Here is a 17419-nt window from a genome sequence, read left to right on the forward strand (position 1 = left end):
CTGCTGACCGGCGAATTGCCAGTGTTCTGCGGCAGCTCTGGCGCAACTCACGGTTTCAGGAAAATACTGGAGTCATGAGAGCTATCTGGAAAGGCGCTGTCACCTTCGGCCTCGTCAACGTGCCGGTCAAGGTCTACAGCGCGACCGAGGACCACGACATCGCCCTGCACCAGGTGCACGACAAGGACGGCGGCCGCATCAAGTACCAGCGACGGTGCGAGATCTGCGGCAAGATCGTCGCCTACGAGAACATCGACAAGGCGTATGACGATGGCGAGGAGACCGTCATCCTCACCGACGATGATCTGAAGTCCCTGCCGGAGGAGCGCAGTCGCGAGATCGACGTCGTCGAGTTCGTGCCCAACGATCAGCTCGACCCGATCATGTTCGAGCGCAGCTACTTTCTCGAACCGGACTCGAAGTCGAACAAGGCGTACGCGCTGCTGCGCCGCACCCTCGAAGACACCGACCGCACGGCGATCGTACAGTTCGCGCTGCGGCAGAAGACCAGGCTGGGTGCGCTGCGGGTGCGTGGTGACGTGCTGATGCTGCAGTCTCTGCTCTGGGATGACGAGGTGCGCGAGGCCAAGTTCCCGGCGCTGGATGAGAAAGTGCGCATCTCGGCCAAGGAGCTCGAGATGTCGAAGTCTCTCGTCGAATCGTTCGAGGCCGACTTCGCTCCCGACAAGTTCACCGACGAGTACCAGGAGCAGCTGCGGGAGCTCATCGAGGTGAAGCTCAAGAAGGGCGACGCGGTCTCGACCGAGGAGACCTTCGGCGAGCAGGCCGAGGAGGAAGGTGGCGGCGAGGTGCTCGACCTGATGGAGGCGCTACGACGCAGTGTCGACAAGAGCCGCGGAGCGAAGAGCACCCCAGCCAAGAAGGCGACTCCGGCCAAGAAGGCTCCCGCGAAGAAGACGGCTGCTAAGAAGAAGGCCGGCTAGCCTTCTCCCGTATCTCCCGCCCCTCGCGCACATCGTCGGCCCGCTGCCGCGCGAGCATCAGCGTTCGCGTGGTGTCCCGCGCGGGCAGCTGGATGGTGTCCTCCGCGGGGATGCCTGCGGCGAGCTGGCGCACCCGCACGAGCTCGCCGTCGACCTCGGCGCCGATCACGAGCACGAGGTTGGTGATGTAGAGCCACACGAGCAGCGCGAGGCCCCCGCCGATCCAGCCGTAGACCTTGTCGTAGGTGCCAACTGTCATCACGTAGACGGCGAAGGCGAGGGTCGCGACGCCCCAGGCGAGGAGCGCGAAGGCGGCGCCCCACGACACCCAGCGCAGACGCGAGTGCCGCACGTTCGGGGTGGCGTAGTAGAGCACGGCTACCAGGGAGAAGGCGAGTGCGGCGAGTGCGGGCCACTTGCCGACGTTCCAGACCGTGAGCCACGGTTCGCCGAAGCCCGCCGCCTCACCGATGGTGCGCGCGGCGCTCGGGGTGCCGAGCAGGATCACCACGATGAGGGCGAAGCCGATCATCAGCAGCAGGGTCACCAGCATCATGAGGCCGCGGAACTTCCAGATCGGCCGCCCCTCCTGTACCTCGTACACGGTGTTCACGGCGCGCCCGAATGCCGTCGCATAGCTCGACACCGACCAGAGGGTGAGTGAGAGGCCGATGGCGAACGCGAGCCCCGGGTTGCCGATCGACAGCAGGGAGGTGAGGGGATCGCGCAGGGTCTCGACCGTGTCCTCGGTCACGAATTCGTTCGCCACGCTCAGGATGTTGCGGATCGCGTTCTCCCGGTTGTTGAGCAGCGCGAACGACGACACGACGGTCAGGGTTGCAGGGAATAGGGCCAGGGCCGCGAAGAAGGTCAGCGCGGCGGCCGAGTCCAGTCCCCGGTGCCGCATAAAGCCGTGGAAGGCGCGCTTGCCCGCGTACTCCCAGGTCGACCGGTCCAGGCCACGGCTCGTGGGGACCGGTCCGTTCTCGTTGTTCACGGGCGCTCGCCGCGTCTCGGCCGTGCCAGTTGGGGCACCAGCAGCCAGGCGAGCAGCACGAAGACGAGGGTGGCGCTGCCCGCGATGACGCCCGCCGCACGTCCGACGACCACGTCGAAGACGAGCAGGGTCACGCCGGTCAACACTCCGGCAACACCCGCGAGTGTCAGCTTCAGGATGGAGTCACCGATGTGCACGATCTGCCGCTTGGCGCGCTTCTGGAACAGCGCCCGGTGCAGGCTGACCGGGGCCAGGGCGAGGGCGGTCGTGATGCAGGCGAGCACCACGAGCACGAGGTACACGTCGATCTGGAACGCGTCGAGCTCGGCAAACCGCGGCTGGAAGGCGAGCGTCAGCAGGAATCCGGTGAGGATCTGCGTTCCGGTCTGGGTGACGCGCAGCTCCTGCAGGATCTCGTTCCAGTTGCGGTCGAGCCGCTCGGACTCCGTCTCGTGTCGCGCGGCAGGTTCGGGTTTCACACCCCGATGGTATCCACAGCAGCGGGAGACCCGGCAGCCCTTGTGCTGCGCTCACGGGCGCGCCACAGGTGCAGCCCGGCGTAGCTGCGCCACGGAGCCCAGCGCTCGCCATGGGCCGCGAGCCCCTTCGCGGTGGCCGGGATACCGAGGTCGCGCGCGCTGTGCAGCATCACCAGGTCGCTCGCGAGCAGGATGTCGGGTGAGCCCAGCACCCGCATCGCGAGGTAGCCGGCGGTCCATTCACCGATGCCGGGCAGCGCGGTGAGCCGCGACATGAACTCGGGCGCCGGCAGCCCGACGTCGAGACTGAGCTCGCGGCTCGCGAGCGCTTCGGCTGCGCCGATGATGCTCCGGATGCGCGTCGCAGGCCCGCGCAGCACGGCATGCCCGTGCTCGGCGAGTTGTGCCGCGGTAGGAAAGAGCCCCTCGTCTCCGATCTGCACACTGATGCGGCCGAGCACGGTGCGCGCCGCGACCACCGAGATCTGCTGGCCGACGAGGGTGCGGAATACGGCCTCCTCGGGGTCGAGGGCTCCGGGGATGCGGATGCCGGGCGAGAGCGCGACGTGCGGCGCGAGCTGCAGGTCCGAGCCGAGCGCGGCGTCGATCGCGAGGCTGTCGGCGTCGAGGTCGAAGAGACGGCGCACGCGGGAGACGAGGGTCGCGACATCCGCTATCTGATCGAGACGGGCGGTGCAGATCACTGAGTCTCCCTCGACCCGGAGGGAGACACGGGCTACGCCGCGGGGGAGGCGCAGCGCGCGCTCGAACGAGCCGTCGACCATGGTCTCGACGCCGGTGATCGCGTGGCCCTGGAGGTAGCGCATCACGCCGGCGCCGTCGAACGGGGCGCGCGCGGGCAGGCGTAGCGTGATGCTGCCGGGGGAGGATGGGTCGGCGGACCGCTTCGAGGCGCGCAGGGCGCTCGGGGTGAGTTCGTACACCGACTGGATGGTGTCGTTGAACTGGCGGATGCTCGAGAAGCCCGACGCGAAAGCGACGTCGGCGACGGAGAGGTCGGTCGAGGTGAGCAGCACACGGGCGTTCTGGGCTCGGTGCGCCCGGGCGAGTGCGAGAGGGCCGGCGCCGAGCTCCGCCACGAGCACGCGGGTGAGGTGCCGTGTTGTGTAGCCGAGGCGGTTCGCGAGACCGGGCACGCCCTCGCGCTCGACGACACCGTCGGTGATGAGACGCATGGCGCGGCTCGCGAGGTCGTCGTGGGTGTTCCAGTCGGGGGAGCCGGGCACGGCATCCGGAAGGCAGCGCTTGCAGGCGCGCAGCCCGGCCTCGTGCGCGGCGGCAGCGGTGCGATAGAACGACACATTGCGCGCGTGGGGGGTCATGGCCGGGCAGCTCGGGCGGCAGTAGATGCCCGTCGAGTGCACCCCGGTGATGAACTGGCCGTCGAAGCGGGCGTCTCGGGAGGACATGGCGCGATAGCGCTCCGCGAACAGTGCCGACGCGTTCTCCATGTACCCACTCTCCATGACCCCAGCCTCGCACCGGCCACCGACGCTGGCTAGCGGAAATCAGACACGACCTGGGCGCTCGTTCCAGACCGAATGCGTATGCTCGCAGGGTGACATCCACCCTCGCGAAGCTCAGTGACACCCTCGGCGACATCGTCTCGGTGTCCACCGCGGATCTTGAGGCCGCCCGCGCCGACAAGTCCGGCCACGTCTCCGACGCTGCACCCCTCGCCGTGGTGCACGCCCGCAGCATCGACGACGTGCAGCGCACGATGCGCTACGCGACCGAGACGGGCACGCCCGTCGTCACGCGGGGTGCCGGCACCGGACTGGCGGGCGGAGCGATCGCCGGGGCGGGCGAGATCGTGCTGTCGACGATCGGCATGAACCGCATCCTCGAGATCTCCCGCGACGACGAGCTCGCGGTCGTCCAGCCCGGCGTCATCAACGCCGACCTCAACACGGCGCTCGAGCCGAGCGGCCTGTGGTTCGCCCCCGACCCGGCCAGCCGCGCCATCTCGACCATCGGCGGCAACATCGCGACTAACGCCGGCGGCCTGCTCTGCGCCAAGTACGGCGTCACCCGCGAGTCGGTGCTCGGAGTCAAGGTCGTGCTCGCCGACGGTCGGCTGATGGAGTTCGGTCACCGCACCGTCAAGGGCGTCACCGGTCTCGACCTCGCCGGCCTGATGATCGGCTCCGAAGGCACCCTCGGTGTGATCGTCGAGGCCACCGTCAAGGTTCAGGCGCTGCCGCAGGGCATCGCCTCGACGATCGGTGCGTGGTTTGCGTCTGTCGAGGACGCCGCACGTGCCGCCGCCGTGATCACGGCCACGGGCATCCGCCCCGCGATCATGGAACTGCTCGACCCCAACGCCATGGCCAGCATCGCCGACCATCTCGGCCTCGACGTGCGACCCGGCCAGTCATTCCTGCTCGTGCAGACTGATGGCCACGGCGCTTCGGTCGGCGCGGAGAACGCGCTCGCCGTGATCCGCTCGCTCGGGGGAGACGCCGAGCACACGACCGATCCGGCCGAGAGCGCCCGTCTGTTCGGGATGCGCCGCGCCTTCCACCCCGCCATGGAGGCGCGCGGAACCGTGCTCATCGAAGACGTCTGCGTGCCCCGCAGTGCCCTGCCCGCCATGTTCAACGCCATCACCGCTATTGCGGGCAAACACGGTGTCGACATCGCGACGGTCGCCCACGCGGGTGACGGCAACCTGCACCCCAACTTCGTGTTCCAGGGCGTGGATGTCCCGGCCGCTGTCTGGGCCGCGGCCGACGAGCTCTTCCTCACGGCCCTCCGTCTCGGTGGCACGCTGACCGGCGAACACGGCGTCGGCCTGCTCAAGAAGCGCTGGCTCGGCGAGGAACTGGGAAGCGAGCAGCTCGAGCTTCAGCGCTCGATCAAGGGCGTCTTCGACCCTCAGGGTCTGCTCAACCGGGGCAAAGTCTTCTAACAGCGCGCGTCCAGCAAGCGTGGGAATATCCGGCACCTGTCCGGCGTTTTTCCTGACATGGCTGTTACCCGATCATCCATCCTTCCCCGTCCGAAGACCGGCGAGGTGCGCGTGCGCCTCGGTGCCGTCGGAATGAGCTCTCTCGGCCTGCAGGCCGCCGGCTTCATCGAGGCCGTTGGACCGGAAGCCGCTGGATTCGCCCCCGGTGACCGCGTCGCCTACCCGGCCGACGCCGCCAACAAGGGACTGCGCCCCACGCTGAGCGAGCGCGACCTGATCGGCTTCCCCAAGGACGTCGCAATCGACAAGGCTGTCGGCTTCCTTCCGCTCGGCCTGCTCTCGCGCTGTATCGTCAAGCAACTGCACTCGATCGGCTCGGGCAACTCGGTCAGCATCACCCCCGATTCCTCCGGCGCACACCTGTTCGTCGCGGCCTGGGTCGAATTCCTCGGCGGGGTCGTCGTCGCTGACGCCTCGACCGCGGACGTCGCGATCACGGCCGCCGACTACACGGTGGCCCGCCAGTGGCGGAACGGCCACGGCACCGGCCAGCAGGCAGCGTCGGACGTGTTTCAGGCGGTGCGCAAGGGCGTGTTCGATGTCATCCCGATCACCACCTACCCGCTCTCCGAAGCGGCGACCGCCCGCGGTGCGATGGCTGACGGTCCGGTTGTATTACTTCCCGCTGACCAATTCGACAAGGCGGCGTAACCTCGCCCTAGGCTGGGCGCATGACGTTCCTGCCGATCACGACATACGACGAACTGGATGACGCGGCGAAGGCCGCGAGTGACCATCAGGTCGAGGCTCACGGCGGCCGCATCACCAACATGAAGGCGACGCTGCTGAGCCACGTGCCGAGCTTCACCGCCTACATGGAGTGGTACACGCTGCGCGACGAGCTCGCGCCGTTCATCGGTGAGCGGGCCGTGTCGCTGTTCTCCTATGCGATCTCCGAGGAGAACGACTGTCTCGTCTGTTCGGTGTTCTTCCGCAAGGTGCTGATCGACTCGGGGGAGAACGTCGACAACCCGCAGGTCACCGAGACCGAGCAGCTGCTGATGGATTGGGGGCGCCTGATCGCGCGCGACCCGCACCACATCCCCGATGAGATGTACACCCGGCTCGAGGCGGCATTCAGCCCGAAGCTGCGGGTGATCCTCGTCGCGTTTGCGGGCCAGATGGTCGCCACGAACCTCGTCAACATGGTCGGGCGGGTTCCGCTCGACGAGGTGCTCTACGAGTACCGCAAGCCCGGCGACACCCGCACGGAGGGCTGAAGTGTCCTCCGAGTTCGCCGGACGGGTGGCCTTCGTCACCGGTGCGGCACACGGGCAGGGGCGTGCCGTGGCGCTTGCGCTCGCAGCATCCGGAGCTGACATCGTGGGCTTCGATGTCGCCGGCAAGATCGAGTACCCCGCGTACGCGCAGGGCTCCACCGCCGAACTCGACTCGCTTCGCGACGAGGTCGAGGCGCTCGGCCGCCGCGCGCTCGTGTTCACCGGCGACGTTCGCGATGCCGCCGCCATCCAGGCCGCGGTGGATGCCACGATCACCGAGTTCGGCCGCATCGACGTGCTGTTCAACAACGCGGGCATCGTCGCCTACGCCGCGGTGGATGAGATGACCGAGCTCGAGTGGGACTCGATGCTCGACATCAACCTGAAGGGCCCCTTCCTCGTGACCCGCGCGGTCGTGCCCCACCTGAAGGCGGCCGGTCGCGGCGTCATCATCAACAACTCCTCGGTCATGGGGCTGCGAGGTGGCAACCGACTCTCGCACTACGTCGCGTCGAAGCACGGGCTCACCGGCCTGACCAAGGCGTGGGCGATCGAGCTTGCGCCGTTCGGCATCCGCGTGGTCAGCATTCACCCGACAGGCGTCAACACCCCGATGAACGACGGACTCGCCGAGCTGGAGGGCGCGACGGCCCTCGAGATCGCGGAGCGCAGCGCGGGCAACCTCCTGCCGGGTGTGCCCTGGATCGAGACCTCGGATGTCGCCGAGCTCGTGCTTTACCTCGCGAGCGATCGCGCGCGCTTCGCCACGGGCGCCCAGTTCACCCTCGACGCGGGCCTCCTCACCCGCTGAAGCCGCCAAGAGCGCTTCAAGACTCTCGGGTTGGAGCACTCACTGCCGGTTGCGCGGGAGATATGGCAGCTTCTCGTCGGGCGTGGCAGTCTCAATCGGTGGATACTCGATCCGTGACCACAGCAACGCACACCCGCAGGATCCACCCGGCCTGGATCGTCGCGCTCGTTGCGTTCCTCGCGCTCGTCGGTGCTGCGGGCTTCCGGGCGGCGCCGAGCGTGCTGATGCTGCCGCTCGAGGAGGAGTTCGGCTGGACCCGAACCCAGCTGTCGCTCGCCGTGACCGTCAACCTGCTGCTGTACGGCCTGATGGCACCGTTCGCCGCCGCCCTCATGGCGCGCTTCGGACTGCGAGCCGTGACATCCGTCGCCCTGCTGTTCGTGGCCGCGGGCGCCGCACTCAGCGTCTTCGCGACCGAGCCGTGGATGCTCGTGCTCACCTGGGGAGTGCTCATCGGCCTCGGCACCGGCTCGATGGCGCTCGTCTTCGCGGCAACCGTCGCCGACCAGTGGTTCGTGAAGAACCGCGGGCTCGTGGTCGGCATCCTGACCGCCGGAAGCGCGACCGGGCAGCTCGCCTTCCTGCCGTTCATCGCGATCCTCGTCGAACAGCAGGGCTGGCGCCAGGCATCTCTCCTCGTCGCGGGCGGCGCGCTCGTGGTGGTTCCGCTGGTGCTGGTCTTCCTGCGCAATCACCCGGTCGATATCGGGATGACGCCCTACGGCGCCCCCGCCACGTGGGAGCACACGCCGCCCGCCCGCGGCAACGCCGTGCGCATCGCCCTCGCCACGCTCGCCAAGGCGTCGAAGGTGCGCACGTTCTGGGCTCTCGTGGCGGGCTTCGCCATCTGCGGGGCGACCACGAACGGGCTCGTGGGAACCCACTTCATCCCGAGCGCTCACGACCACGGAATGCAGGAGACCACCGCGGCCGGGCTGCTCGCCCTCGTCGGGATCTTCGACATCGTCGGCACCATCGCCAGCGGATGGCTCACCGACCGGTTCAACCCGCGCGTACTGCTCGCGAGTTACTACGCGTTCCGCGGTCTCGGCCTTCTCGTGCTCCCGTTCCTGCTCTCCGCGACGGTGCAGCCGCCGATCATCATCTTCGTGGTGATCTACGGGCTCGACTGGGTCGCGACGGTGCCGCCGACGGTCGCGCTGTGTCGCGAGATCTTCGGCAAGGACGGGCCGATCGTGTTCGGCTGGGTCTTCGCCTCGCACCAGGTCGGAGCAGCCATCGCCGCATTCTCGGCGGGACTCATCCGCGATTCGACGGGGGAGTACACCATCGCCTGGTTCGGCGCGGCCGGACTCTGCATCGTCGCCGCCGTGGTGAGCATCGGGATCTCGCGGAGGGCGCGCGAGCTCGTCTGATTCGTGCTGTCGAGGGGATACCCTCGCTAGGTGGAAACTCTGAGCACCGTCGCCGTCGTCACCGTCCTCGTCGCCCTCGGCCTCTGGCTCGCCATCACGATCGTCCAGGTGAGCACGCTGGCCAAGCGGATCGTCGAAGCTGCCCGTGCCCGTGACTACCACCACTCGGCCGCGACCCGCAGGCGCAGCGTCGAACTGCTGTGGACCATCCCCGGCGTCGCGGTGCTCGGCATCACCCTCGTCTTCGGCGTCGAGGTCGCTGCGCGCGCCATCTTCGACGGCGGCTCGGTGTGGGGCTGGACGGTTCTCGCCCTCGTCATCCTGGTCGGAGCATTCGCGGGTCTCGGCGTCGTCGCCGGTCTCATTCGTAAGGAACGACCCGACTACTCGTCGATCCGCGCCGACCTTAACGAGCTGCTCGGGCAGCGCCTGACTGTCGAACGCGTCGCCGAGTTCCGGGCCCTGCTGCAGCAAGCGGATACCCGCCAGCGCCGCATCCGCATCGGCCGCAACAACCGTGCCCGCGTGGCCGGAGCCCGCGCCGAGCTCGAGGACATCTCGGAAGGCTTCACCAAACGCGCACCCACCGGCACGGAGGCGGTCAGCTCGATCCGCTGGTCGGTCGCGTACTCGGTGTTCTGGCGCGCGAGCTTCCTCGGAATCCTCGCCGTGCTCGTCTCTCTCGTGCCGTGGATCGTGCTGCTCGCCCAGGGCGAATGGACCATGGGCACCGTGCTCATCCTTGCCACCCCGATCAGCATCGCCCTCGGCATCACCGGCACTCGCGCGGCCCTCGCCGCTCGCACCGCCCAGCACGCCGTCTACCTCAAGCAGCGGGCGGAGGTCGTGGCCCTGCTCGAGGAGTTCGACCGCAACGCCCGCAAGGGTGTTGCCGGGCTCGGCGACCGGGTAGCCCGGGCCCTGCAGATTCTTCGCGACCAACAGTCGTAGCGCACACGACCGCCGCGCCGATCGAGCCGCCGAACTCCCGACCGGTAGTGTCCTCTCATGACTTCGAGTGACACGACGCCTGCCTCAGCCGCCTACGGCCCCACCGCGAGCCCCGCAGAGGCTCCCGTCGCCGTGCGCCAGGAGGCCGCGCTCGGCACCGGACCGCACGTCAGCGCCCCGGTCGCCCGCAGCACCACCCTGACCACGCTCGGCATCGTCGGTATCGCCGTGCTGGGTGTCGTTGCGCTCGGGGTGACCGCCTACCTCCTGCTCGGCCTCGGCCTCGTCGCCGTCGGGTTCGCCGGCATCATGGCGCTCATCCCGCTCGCCATCGTTCTGCTCGGCGTCAACTGGATCGACCGCTGGGAGCCCGAGCCGCGCGGCATACTCGCCTTCGGCTTCCTCTGGGGTGCGGCCGCCTCGGTCGCCATCGCGCTGATCGTCGGCCTCGGCGTGCAGCTCGTCATCGACTCACTCGGCGGCGCCGGAGCCGGCTTTGACTTTTTCGGCGCGGCCATCCAGGCACCCATCGTGGAGGAGAGCGCCAAGGGATTCGGCCTGCTGCTGATCTTCTGGTTCGCCCGCAAGCACTTCGACAGCCCCGTCGACGGCATCGTCTACGCGGCCTGGATCGCGGGAGGGTTCGCCTTCACCGAGAACATCCTCTACTTCGGGGTCGAGCTGGTGAACTCGGGCGGATTCAGCGGCAGCGTGTTCGGCATCCTGCTCATGCGCGGCATCATGTCACCCTTCGCGCACGTGATGTTCACGGCGGCCACTGGCGTCATGCTCGGCATCGCAGCGAGCCGTGGCAGCAAGGGCTCGACGGTGCTCTGGTTCCTCGGCGGTCTCGCCATCGCGATCGGCCTGCACGCCCTCTGGAACGGTGCGCTGTTCTTCGTCGGTGAGAACTTCTTCGGCTACTACGCGCTGGTGCAGTTCCCGCTCTTCGTCGGTGCGGTGCTGCTCGTGATCTTCCTCCGCAAAAAGGAGGCCAAGCTGACACACGACAGGCTGAGCGAATACGCGGCGGTCGGCTGGTACAAGCCCGACGAGGTCAACGCCCTCGCAACCGGTGCCGGACGCCGCCAGGCGATGGCCTGGGCGCGCCAGCGCGGGCTCGGCGCCGTGATGCGTCGGTACACGCGCGACTCCACCCGACTCGCCTTCACGCGCCAGCGCCTGATCACCGGCCGCGCGCGAGCCGGTGCAGAAGCGGATGAAGCGGCTCTCCTCCTGGCGATCGTCGCGACCCGCGCGCAGCTCCAGTCGCCTTCGGCGGCTCCGGTTCAACCCGGCATCTGAGCGGCGGGGCCGTTCAGCGCCCGAACCCGATAATGCTGCCGAAGAAGCTCCACGCCCAGTAGGCGACGAAGGCCACAATCGCGATGGTCGCGATCACCGAGCCGCCGCGCTTCAGCCGCTGTCCCTGCGGCGCAACGAGGTTCACCGTGCTGTCGCCGATGCGCTCGTCGGCGTAGCGGTCGGTCTGGGTGAGCGTCTTCGCTCCGACCGTGTCGATGATGCGGAAGAGCCGCTGGTAGACGGCCGGGTCCGTCGGTACGAACGGTGTGGCCGAGTAGACGAACATCCAGTCATCGACGATTTCGACATCGAAGGGTGACGCCTCGTCAATGAGCAGGGCCATGAGGTCGGGGGTGAAGACGTAGAGGGCGTCTCTCTCATACTGCCTCGGGCAGTACAACGTGAAGTGCTTGCCGAAGTCGCCCTCGAGGCTGAGCACCTGGTCTTTCGTGAAGCTCACGCCGAGGTTGCTGCCGCCGAAGAGTCCGTTGTTGGAGGTCGCGTCGAGCACCATGTGCGGCAGCTTGCGGTCGAGATTGAACGCCATGAAACCCCAGTTGTGGGTGGCTCTGCTATCGCCGCTGCCCGTCTGGTACCGGTAGTTGCCCATGTCGAAGAAGCGGCCCGTCGTAGAGGTGAGGTGATCCAGCGTGACCCGCGAGTCGCCGCGGTCGAAGATCGCTCCCGGGTACTGCGGGTTCTTGTCTTCGGGGGAAAAGCTCAGCCCGTTGGCGGCCGCGAAGCGACTGAGGCGCATCCACTTCTCCCAGCGGCTGGTGCCGAACGAGCCGCGCAGGGCCGCGAACACGACGATGCCGGCCACGACAAGGAACAGGATGACGAAGCCCGTCGCGGCCATGCCGACCGGATTCGCCCCGTTGGTCGAGAAGCTGTTGCCGATGAAGCGCAGGAAGACAAGGGCAAAGAGTGCGAGAACGACGACGGTGACGATCGTGGCCACACCCTTGATGGCCAGCTGCGGTCCCATCCTCGCGGCCCACAACTCGCCGCCATTGCGTGCGCCGGTGCGGAATTCGCGCACCTGCTCGCGGGTGACGGGTGAGATGAGTGCTTCGTAGTTGATGGTGCGGTTCACACGAGCATCGTGGCACATGAGGTGGCCGTTAACGGACTCATCGCCCAGTGGCGCGGCATTGCCTGCGGCTCTTCTGGGCGATGAGTTGATCTGCTTCAACCATGCTCCTCATCGGCGCGGAGGTCAAGAGGTGAAGAACATCCGCGTCAGTAGAACCCCTAGAATTGATAGCCGGAGATTCGGGCCCCCGGGGCCGAAACTCCTGCAAATCCCGAACAATTCAAAGGATCCCGAGTGACTTCAGCGGAGTTGGCGAACGAACGCGAGTACGTCGCCGCGCTGTACGCGAGGCTCGACGCCCTGCGCGACGAGGCGGCCGGTGAGCTGCTGAAAGTGCGAGCGGGCAACCAGGGCGGCACACACCAGAACCGCTCCGAGCGCGACGCCTTCGCCCGCATCTACGAGGATCGCGTAAGCCAGCTCACCGAGATCGACGAGCGCCTCGCCTTCGGACGACTGACCCTCGACGACGCGTCCGCCGCCGACAGCGACGGCGTCACACACCGTTACATCGGCCGCATCGGGCTTCGGGATGAGAACCTGCAGCCGATCCTCCTCGACTGGAGGGTTCCGCAGGCCCGCGCCTTCTACCAGGCCACCGCCGCCAACCCGCTCGGTGCCCGCGCCCGTCGTCACCTGACGAGCAAGGGTCGCGACATCGTGCGTATCGACGACGAGATCTTCGACTCGGCGCTGCTCGAGGGCGACACGAGCGCCCTGCAGGGGGAGGCCTCGCTGCTCGCCTCCCTCACGGCGCAGCGCACGGGTCGTATGGGTGACATCGTCGCCACGATCCAGGCCGAGCAGGACCGCATCATCCGCTCCGAACTGCGTGGTGTGCTGGTTGTTCAGGGTGGTCCCGGCACCGGCAAGACCGCCGTCGCGCTGCACCGTGCGGCTTACCTGCTCTATTCGCACCGCGAGCGCCTGGCGTCATCCGGAGTCCTGATCGTGGGGCCGTCGCGCTCGTTCCTGCAGTACATTGAGGCGGTGCTGCCCTCGCTCGGTGAGACCGGCGTGGTGCTGTCGAGCGTCGGCCAGTTGTTCCCCGGTCACGACACCAGTGCCGATGATGCTGCGGATGTCGCGCGCCTCAAGGGTTCCGCCGAAATGGCGCCGCTGCTGGCGCGGGCCGTCAAGTCCCGGCAGATCGTGCCGCGCGAGGCGTCGACGGTGGAGGTCAACGGCGAGAAGCTCGTCGTGGAGCCGCAGCTCATCCGCAACGCCATGCAGCGCGCGTGGGAGGGCCGCAAGCCGCACAACGTGGCGCGCGCCGCCTTCAACAAGGCAGCGCTCTCGTCGCTCGCCCGCTCCCTCGCCGAGCAGCTTCGCGCGCGCGGCAACACGATCGAGGACAGCGACCAGGCCTGGCTGCGCGAGGACATCCGCACCTCCTACGACGTGAAGGTGCTGCTCAACACGGCCTGGATGCCGCTCACCCCCGAGAAGCTCCTGCAGGACCTGTACGCGCGCCCGCAGTGGCTCGCCACCCTCACCGGCGACTGGTCGCCTGCCAAGCGCGCCCTGCTTCACCGCGAGCGTGACGCGGACTTCACGGTGAGCGACGTGCCGCTGCTCGACGAGGCCGCCGAGTTGCTCGGCGAGGCCGACAACAAGGGCGACGCCGAGAAGCGCGAGCGCAAGCAGCAGCGCAAGCGCGACATCGAGAACGCAGAGCAGGCGATCCGCAACATGGGTGTCGAGGGTCTCGTCGACGCCGAGTCCCTAGCGACGGGTTTCGAGGGCTTCGTGGAGCGCGGCTCGACTGCCGAGCTGGCCGCCGCCGACCGCACCTGGACCTACGGCCACATCGTCGTCGACGAGGCACAGGAGCTGTCACCGATGCAGTGGCGCCTGCTGCTGCGCCGCTGCCCGCTCAAGTCGTTCACCATCGTCGGCGATGTGGCGCAGGCGAGTGCCGCGGCCGCCGCGACCGACTGGGACGGCGCCCTCAGCCCCGTTTTCGGCGACTCGTGGCGTCTCGAGGAGCTGACCGTCAACTACCGCACGCCCGCCCAGATCGCAGAGACCGCCGAGTCCATGGCGATCGCCCACGGCCTGGTCGTCACCCGATCGCGTTCGGTGCGGTCGAGCGAGTGGCCGGTCGACATTCGTGAGACTCCGGATGTCGCGGCTGCCGTTCTCGACATTGTCAGGTCCGATCGCGCTCTCGATGCCCTCGGCACCGTCGCGATCATCGCGAGCGCGAGCCAGGCTGACGACCTCTACGCGACTCTCGCGACCGACCTGCGCGGCGGCATCGGTCGCGGTGCCGCGGGCCTGCGTCGCGCGGTAGCGGTGCTGACCCCGCAGGAGTCGAAGGGCCTCGAGTTCGACACGGCCATCGTGGTGGAGCCGCAGCTCATCGTCGACGAGATCGATCGCGGCGCGGCAGCGCTGTACGTGGCGATGACCCGCCCCACCCAGCGCCTGCATCTCGTCGCTTCCGGAGCGATTCCACGGGGCATCCGCACCCCATAATCCCGGTCCGCCCACCCGCTCACTGGGGGTAGTGGCCCTTCTCCTGGCGCGGCACCATTGAGTATCGAGCGTTCGCCAGTGCGAATCGCCGCAACGCTCGGCGGGGTGGGGAAATGATGACGGACGGGGATGTGTCCGCGCGCGATCGCGCATCGAACTCCGGCTCGCCGATCGATGCCAGCCACGCCGACAACTTCGCCGGCCAGTCGGTGATGTCCGAACTGCTGCGCGCCCAGGCCGATGCCCGCTCGCGCACCTGGCTCGCCCGTGTCTTCGGCGTCGCACCGCTTACCCCGGTGACCCGTCCCCTGTATCAGGCCGTGCTCGGCGAGCTCGAGGTGGGCGACATCCTCGGCAATCTCGGTTCGGAGTGGCGCGCGCTGCACGCTCTTCCGGTCGCCGAGGAAGGCATCGAGATCGCGCACCTCGTGATCGGGCCGGGCGGGGTCTACGTCGTCACGACTCGCAACCTCGCCGGCGAGGCGGTGTGGGCCTCGCAGCGCACGCTGATGGTGAGCGGGATACGTTATCCCGACATTCGCAACATGGAATTCGAGATGGGCCGCGTTGAGCGCCTGCTCGGCTCTGCGGTCGGCGACCCCGTCGAGGTTTCGGGTGTGCTCGCCGTCGTCTCGCCCAAGTCACTCACCGTTCGCCAGAAGCACCGCGACGTCGAGGTAATCGCCTCGTCGGAGCTCGCGGCCTGGCTCGTTCGTCGCCCGCGTGTGCTCTCTGGCAAGGAGGTCGCCGCGATCGCTGCGGCCGCGGCCGAGCCGTCGACCTGGCATCTCACCGACGATGTCGACACCTCGGGTGTGCTCGCCGAGTTCGAGTCGTTGCGGTCGAGCGTCGTGCGGGCATGGCGCCTGCAGGTCCTCTGGGCGACGGCGGTCACGCTGGTCGGCGCGGGCAGTTTTCTCGGCGTGACGTTCGTGATCCTGCTCAACGCCATCGGCGCCCTGCCGCGCTGACTCCGCCCGCTGCTGACCCGCTCGCTTTGGGCGGCACCTACACGGCCTAGGCTCGGAGCATGACTTCCGCGATCCCCGCCCGTTCCGCCCGCTACTCGACCTACGGCCCGGCCAGCGTGCTCAGCATCGTGACTCGGGATGTCGCACCTCCCGCCGCAGGCAAGGTGCGCGTCGCCGTGCGCGTCGCCGGCCTCAACCCTGCGGATACCAAGATCCGCGAGGGGCTCTGGCCCTCCCTCCCCGCCCAGTTTCCCGCGGGAATCGGCCGGGAGATGGCCGGTGTCGTCGAGGCCGTCGGCGAGGGTGTGACGCTGGTCACCGTCGGCGATGAGGTGTTCGGCAACGTCGCCGGCAGTGCGATCGCGCAGTACGTGCTCACCAACCAGATCAACCTCGCCCACAAGCCGGTCGAGCTCGACTGGATCACGGCCGGGGGCATGTCGCTCGTCGGCCAGACCGCGTGGGACTCGGTCGCGTCGCAGTCCGTCACCGCGGAGGACGTGGTGCTCGTGAGCGCCGCCGCCGGTGGCGTCGGCAGCATCACGTCGCAGCTTCTGGTGCGCGCGGGCGCCACAGTGATCGGCACGGCGAGTGAGTCCAACCACGAGTTCCTGCGGTCGATCGGGGTGATCCCGGTCAGCTACGGCCCGGGACTCGTCGACCGCGTGCGCGCGGCCGCGGGGGATCGCACTGTCACCGTCGTCTTCGATCACCACGGTGCGGAGACCATCGAGGCCGGTCTCGCTCTCGGCGTCGACCCGTCGCGTATCAATACGATCGCGGCGGACGCCGAACAGTTCGGGGTTGTGCACGTCGGGCGCGGACCGATCAACGCGGCGACGCTCGAGGAACTCGCTCGTCTTGTCGTGGCGGGCGAGCTCGTGTTCGACGTCGATTCGACCTATCCGCTCGACGAGGTCGTCGCGGCCTTCGAGCACCTCGACGGCGGGCACGTGCGCGGCAAGATCGTCGTCACGATCCCGTAGCCGACCGCTACCGTCCGCGCAGCGCGCCCTTCGCGACGATGCTCGCGGGCACCCACTTGGTGAGCCAGACCAAAAACTTGTAGCGGAAGGTCGGCACCGAGATCGCCCTACCGCGCGCGACATCCCGCAGGGCGATGCGCACGAGCTGGTCGGCGTTCAACCACATGAAGGCCGGCACGTTGTCCTTGTCGACCTTCATACGGTCGTGGAACTCGGTGTGCACGAATCCGGGTGCGACGGCGGTGACCGTGATGCCGCGCGAGCGATAGTGGATGTTCGCCCACCGGCTGAAGCTCAGCAGCCAGGCCTTGGCTGCGCCGTAGCTGCCGCGCGGGGTGAAGCCGGCGACGCTCGCGATGTTGATGATGGTCCCCGATTTCTTCGGGAGCATCTGCTGCAGAGCCGCATGGGTGAGGCGCATCGGGACGGCGACGAGCAGGTCGAGGTGGCCCTGTTCATCCTCGATCGGATTCTCATCGAAGGGCGGGCGCAGGCCGAAGCCGGCGTTGTTGACGAGCAGGGTGACGTCATCCCGGGCGACGCGCTTCTCGACGGCGGCAAGGCCGTCAGGGGTCATCAGGTCGGCGGTGAGCACCTCGGAGTCGACGCCGAACGCGGCGTGCAGCTCGGCGGCCTTCGCCTCGAGCCGTGCCGTATCGCGTGCTACGAGGATGAGGTTGGTTCCCTGTGCGGCCAGCTGTCGGGCGAATTCGGCGCCGATGCCGGCGGTCGCTCCGGTGATGAGTGCGAGTGACATGCGTCAACGCTAGCGCTGTCCTTCACCCTTTCGGGGGTGTCCCGCTGAACGCC

General features: G+C 68.2%; 16 protein-coding genes. 11 read left to right on the forward strand and 5 right to left on the reverse strand.

The window, feature by feature from the left end; all coding sequences use genetic code 11:
- The first annotated feature begins 74 nt into the window (after positions 1 to 74).
- Positions 75 to 944, forward strand: coding sequence for a non-homologous end joining protein Ku (ku, locus tag EYE40_RS02745; RefSeq protein WP_130980512.1), 870 nt, complete (start codon positions 75 to 77; stop codon positions 942 to 944).
- On the opposite strand, the gene EYE40_RS02750 is transcribed toward ku, so the two are convergent.
- Genes EYE40_RS02750 through EYE40_RS02760 form a run of 3 tightly spaced genes read right to left on the reverse strand, consistent with a single transcriptional unit; the run spans position 925 to position 3892 of the window.
- Positions 925 to 1941, reverse strand: coding sequence for a YihY/virulence factor BrkB family protein (locus tag EYE40_RS02750; protein ID WP_204742207.1), 1017 nt, complete (start codon positions 1939 to 1941; stop codon positions 925 to 927). The two genes, ku and EYE40_RS02750, sit on opposite strands and share 20 nt — an antisense overlap.
- Positions 1938 to 2420, reverse strand: coding sequence for a DUF6328 family protein (locus EYE40_RS02755; protein WP_130980513.1), 483 nt, complete (start codon positions 2418 to 2420; stop codon positions 1938 to 1940). The genes EYE40_RS02750 and EYE40_RS02755 overlap by 4 nt, the downstream gene beginning before the upstream one ends.
- Positions 2417 to 3892, reverse strand: a complete 1476-nt coding sequence (locus EYE40_RS02760) for an AlkA N-terminal domain-containing protein (protein WP_130980514.1) — start codon at positions 3890 to 3892, stop codon at positions 2417 to 2419. Before EYE40_RS02760 ends, EYE40_RS02755 begins: the two co-directional genes overlap by 4 nt.
- A gap of 107 nt (positions 3893 to 3999) precedes the next feature.
- Between EYE40_RS02760 and EYE40_RS02765 the strand changes: the two genes are divergently transcribed.
- The 7 genes from EYE40_RS02765 to EYE40_RS02795 all read left to right on the forward strand — a co-directional run bounded on the left by EYE40_RS02765 (position 4000) and on the right by EYE40_RS02795 (position 11075).
- Positions 4000 to 5352 (forward strand): FAD-binding oxidoreductase, encoded by a 1353-nt coding sequence (locus EYE40_RS02765; protein WP_130980515.1) that lies wholly within the window; start codon positions 4000 to 4002, stop codon positions 5350 to 5352.
- 57 nt (positions 5353 to 5409) lie between these two features.
- Positions 5410 to 6063 carry an MDR/zinc-dependent alcohol dehydrogenase-like family protein gene (locus EYE40_RS02770; protein ID WP_130980516.1) on the forward strand — a complete coding sequence of 218 codons (654 nt, stop codon included), beginning with the start codon at positions 5410 to 5412 and terminating at the stop codon, positions 6061 to 6063.
- 20 nt (positions 6064 to 6083) lie between these two features.
- Positions 6084 to 6632: a carboxymuconolactone decarboxylase family protein gene (locus EYE40_RS02775; protein WP_130980517.1), complete on the forward strand. Its 549-nt coding sequence runs from the start codon at positions 6084 to 6086 to the stop codon at positions 6630 to 6632.
- A gap of 1 nt (position 6633) precedes the next feature.
- Positions 6634 to 7443, forward strand: a complete 810-nt coding sequence (locus EYE40_RS02780) for an SDR family NAD(P)-dependent oxidoreductase (RefSeq protein WP_130980518.1) — start codon at positions 6634 to 6636, stop codon at positions 7441 to 7443.
- 62 nt (positions 7444 to 7505) lie between these two features.
- The gene (locus EYE40_RS02785; RefSeq protein ID WP_130980519.1) at positions 7506 to 8819 is read left to right on the forward strand and encodes an MFS transporter; all 1314 of its coding nucleotides are present in this window, start codon (positions 7506 to 7508) and stop codon (positions 8817 to 8819) included.
- A gap of 30 nt (positions 8820 to 8849) precedes the next feature.
- Positions 8850 to 9770, forward strand: coding sequence for a hypothetical protein (locus EYE40_RS02790; protein ID WP_130980520.1), 921 nt, complete (start codon positions 8850 to 8852; stop codon positions 9768 to 9770).
- A 57-nt stretch (positions 9771 to 9827) separates the two neighbouring features.
- Positions 9828 to 11075, forward strand: coding sequence for a PrsW family intramembrane metalloprotease (locus EYE40_RS02795; RefSeq protein ID WP_130980521.1), 1248 nt, complete (start codon positions 9828 to 9830; stop codon positions 11073 to 11075).
- Between the two features lie 13 nt (positions 11076 to 11088).
- Here the strand turns inward: EYE40_RS02795 and EYE40_RS02800 are convergent, their stop codons facing one another.
- Entirely contained in the window at positions 11089 to 12171 is a 1083-nt protein-coding gene (locus tag EYE40_RS02800) for a hypothetical protein (protein WP_130980522.1), read from the reverse strand.
- A 234-nt stretch (positions 12172 to 12405) separates the two neighbouring features.
- On the opposite strand from EYE40_RS02800, the gene EYE40_RS02805 reads away from it, so the two are divergent.
- The 3 genes from EYE40_RS02805 to EYE40_RS02815 all read left to right on the forward strand — a co-directional run bounded on the left by EYE40_RS02805 (position 12406) and on the right by EYE40_RS02815 (position 16609).
- Positions 12406 to 14652 carry a HelD family protein gene (locus tag EYE40_RS02805; RefSeq protein WP_130980523.1) on the forward strand — a complete coding sequence of 749 codons (2247 nt, stop codon included), beginning with the start codon at positions 12406 to 12408 and terminating at the stop codon, positions 14650 to 14652.
- A gap of 113 nt (positions 14653 to 14765) precedes the next feature.
- Entirely contained in the window at positions 14766 to 15623 is an 858-nt protein-coding gene (locus tag EYE40_RS02810) for a nuclease-related domain-containing protein (protein WP_130980524.1), read from the forward strand.
- Between the two features lie 59 nt (positions 15624 to 15682).
- Positions 15683 to 16609 carry an NADP-dependent oxidoreductase gene (locus tag EYE40_RS02815; protein WP_130980525.1) on the forward strand — a complete coding sequence of 309 codons (927 nt, stop codon included), beginning with the start codon at positions 15683 to 15685 and terminating at the stop codon, positions 16607 to 16609.
- Between the two features lie 7 nt (positions 16610 to 16616).
- On the opposite strand, the gene EYE40_RS02820 is transcribed toward EYE40_RS02815, so the two are convergent.
- On the reverse strand, positions 16617 to 17366 hold the full coding sequence (locus tag EYE40_RS02820; RefSeq protein ID WP_130980526.1) for an SDR family NAD(P)-dependent oxidoreductase: 750 nt from the start codon (positions 17364 to 17366) through the stop codon (positions 16617 to 16619).
- Positions 17367 to 17419: the final 53 nt, after the last annotated feature.

This window comes from Glaciihabitans arcticus, assembly GCF_004310685.1.
GTDB classification, from domain to species: domain Bacteria; phylum Actinomycetota; class Actinomycetes; order Actinomycetales; family Microbacteriaceae; genus Conyzicola; species Conyzicola arctica.

Excerpts from the sequence above, each read along its gene's own strand:
- ku (WP_130980512.1), top strand. The coding sequence starts at position 75 with ATGAGAGCTATCTGGAAAGGCGCTGTCACCTTCGGCCTCGTCAACGTG.
- EYE40_RS02760 (WP_130980514.1), bottom strand. The coding sequence starts at position 3,892 with ATGGAGAACGCGTCGGCACTGTTCGCGGAGCGCTATCGCGCCATGTCC.
- EYE40_RS02770 (WP_130980516.1), top strand. The coding sequence starts at position 5,410 with ATGGCTGTTACCCGATCATCCATCCTTCCCCGTCCGAAGACCGGCGAG.
- EYE40_RS02775 (WP_130980517.1), top strand. The coding sequence starts at position 6,084 with ATGACGTTCCTGCCGATCACGACATACGACGAACTGGATGACGCGGCG.
- EYE40_RS02785 (WP_130980519.1), top strand. The coding sequence starts at position 7,506 with ATGGCAGCTTCTCGTCGGGCGTGGCAGTCTCAATCGGTGGATACTCGA.
- EYE40_RS02795 (WP_130980521.1), top strand. The coding sequence starts at position 9,828 with ATGACTTCGAGTGACACGACGCCTGCCTCAGCCGCCTACGGCCCCACC.
- EYE40_RS02810 (WP_130980524.1), top strand. The coding sequence starts at position 14,766 with ATGATGACGGACGGGGATGTGTCCGCGCGCGATCGCGCATCGAACTCC.
- EYE40_RS02815 (WP_130980525.1), top strand. The coding sequence starts at position 15,683 with ATGACTTCCGCGATCCCCGCCCGTTCCGCCCGCTACTCGACCTACGGC.
- EYE40_RS02820 (WP_130980526.1), bottom strand. The coding sequence starts at position 17,366 with ATGTCACTCGCACTCATCACCGGAGCGACCGCCGGCATCGGCGCCGAA.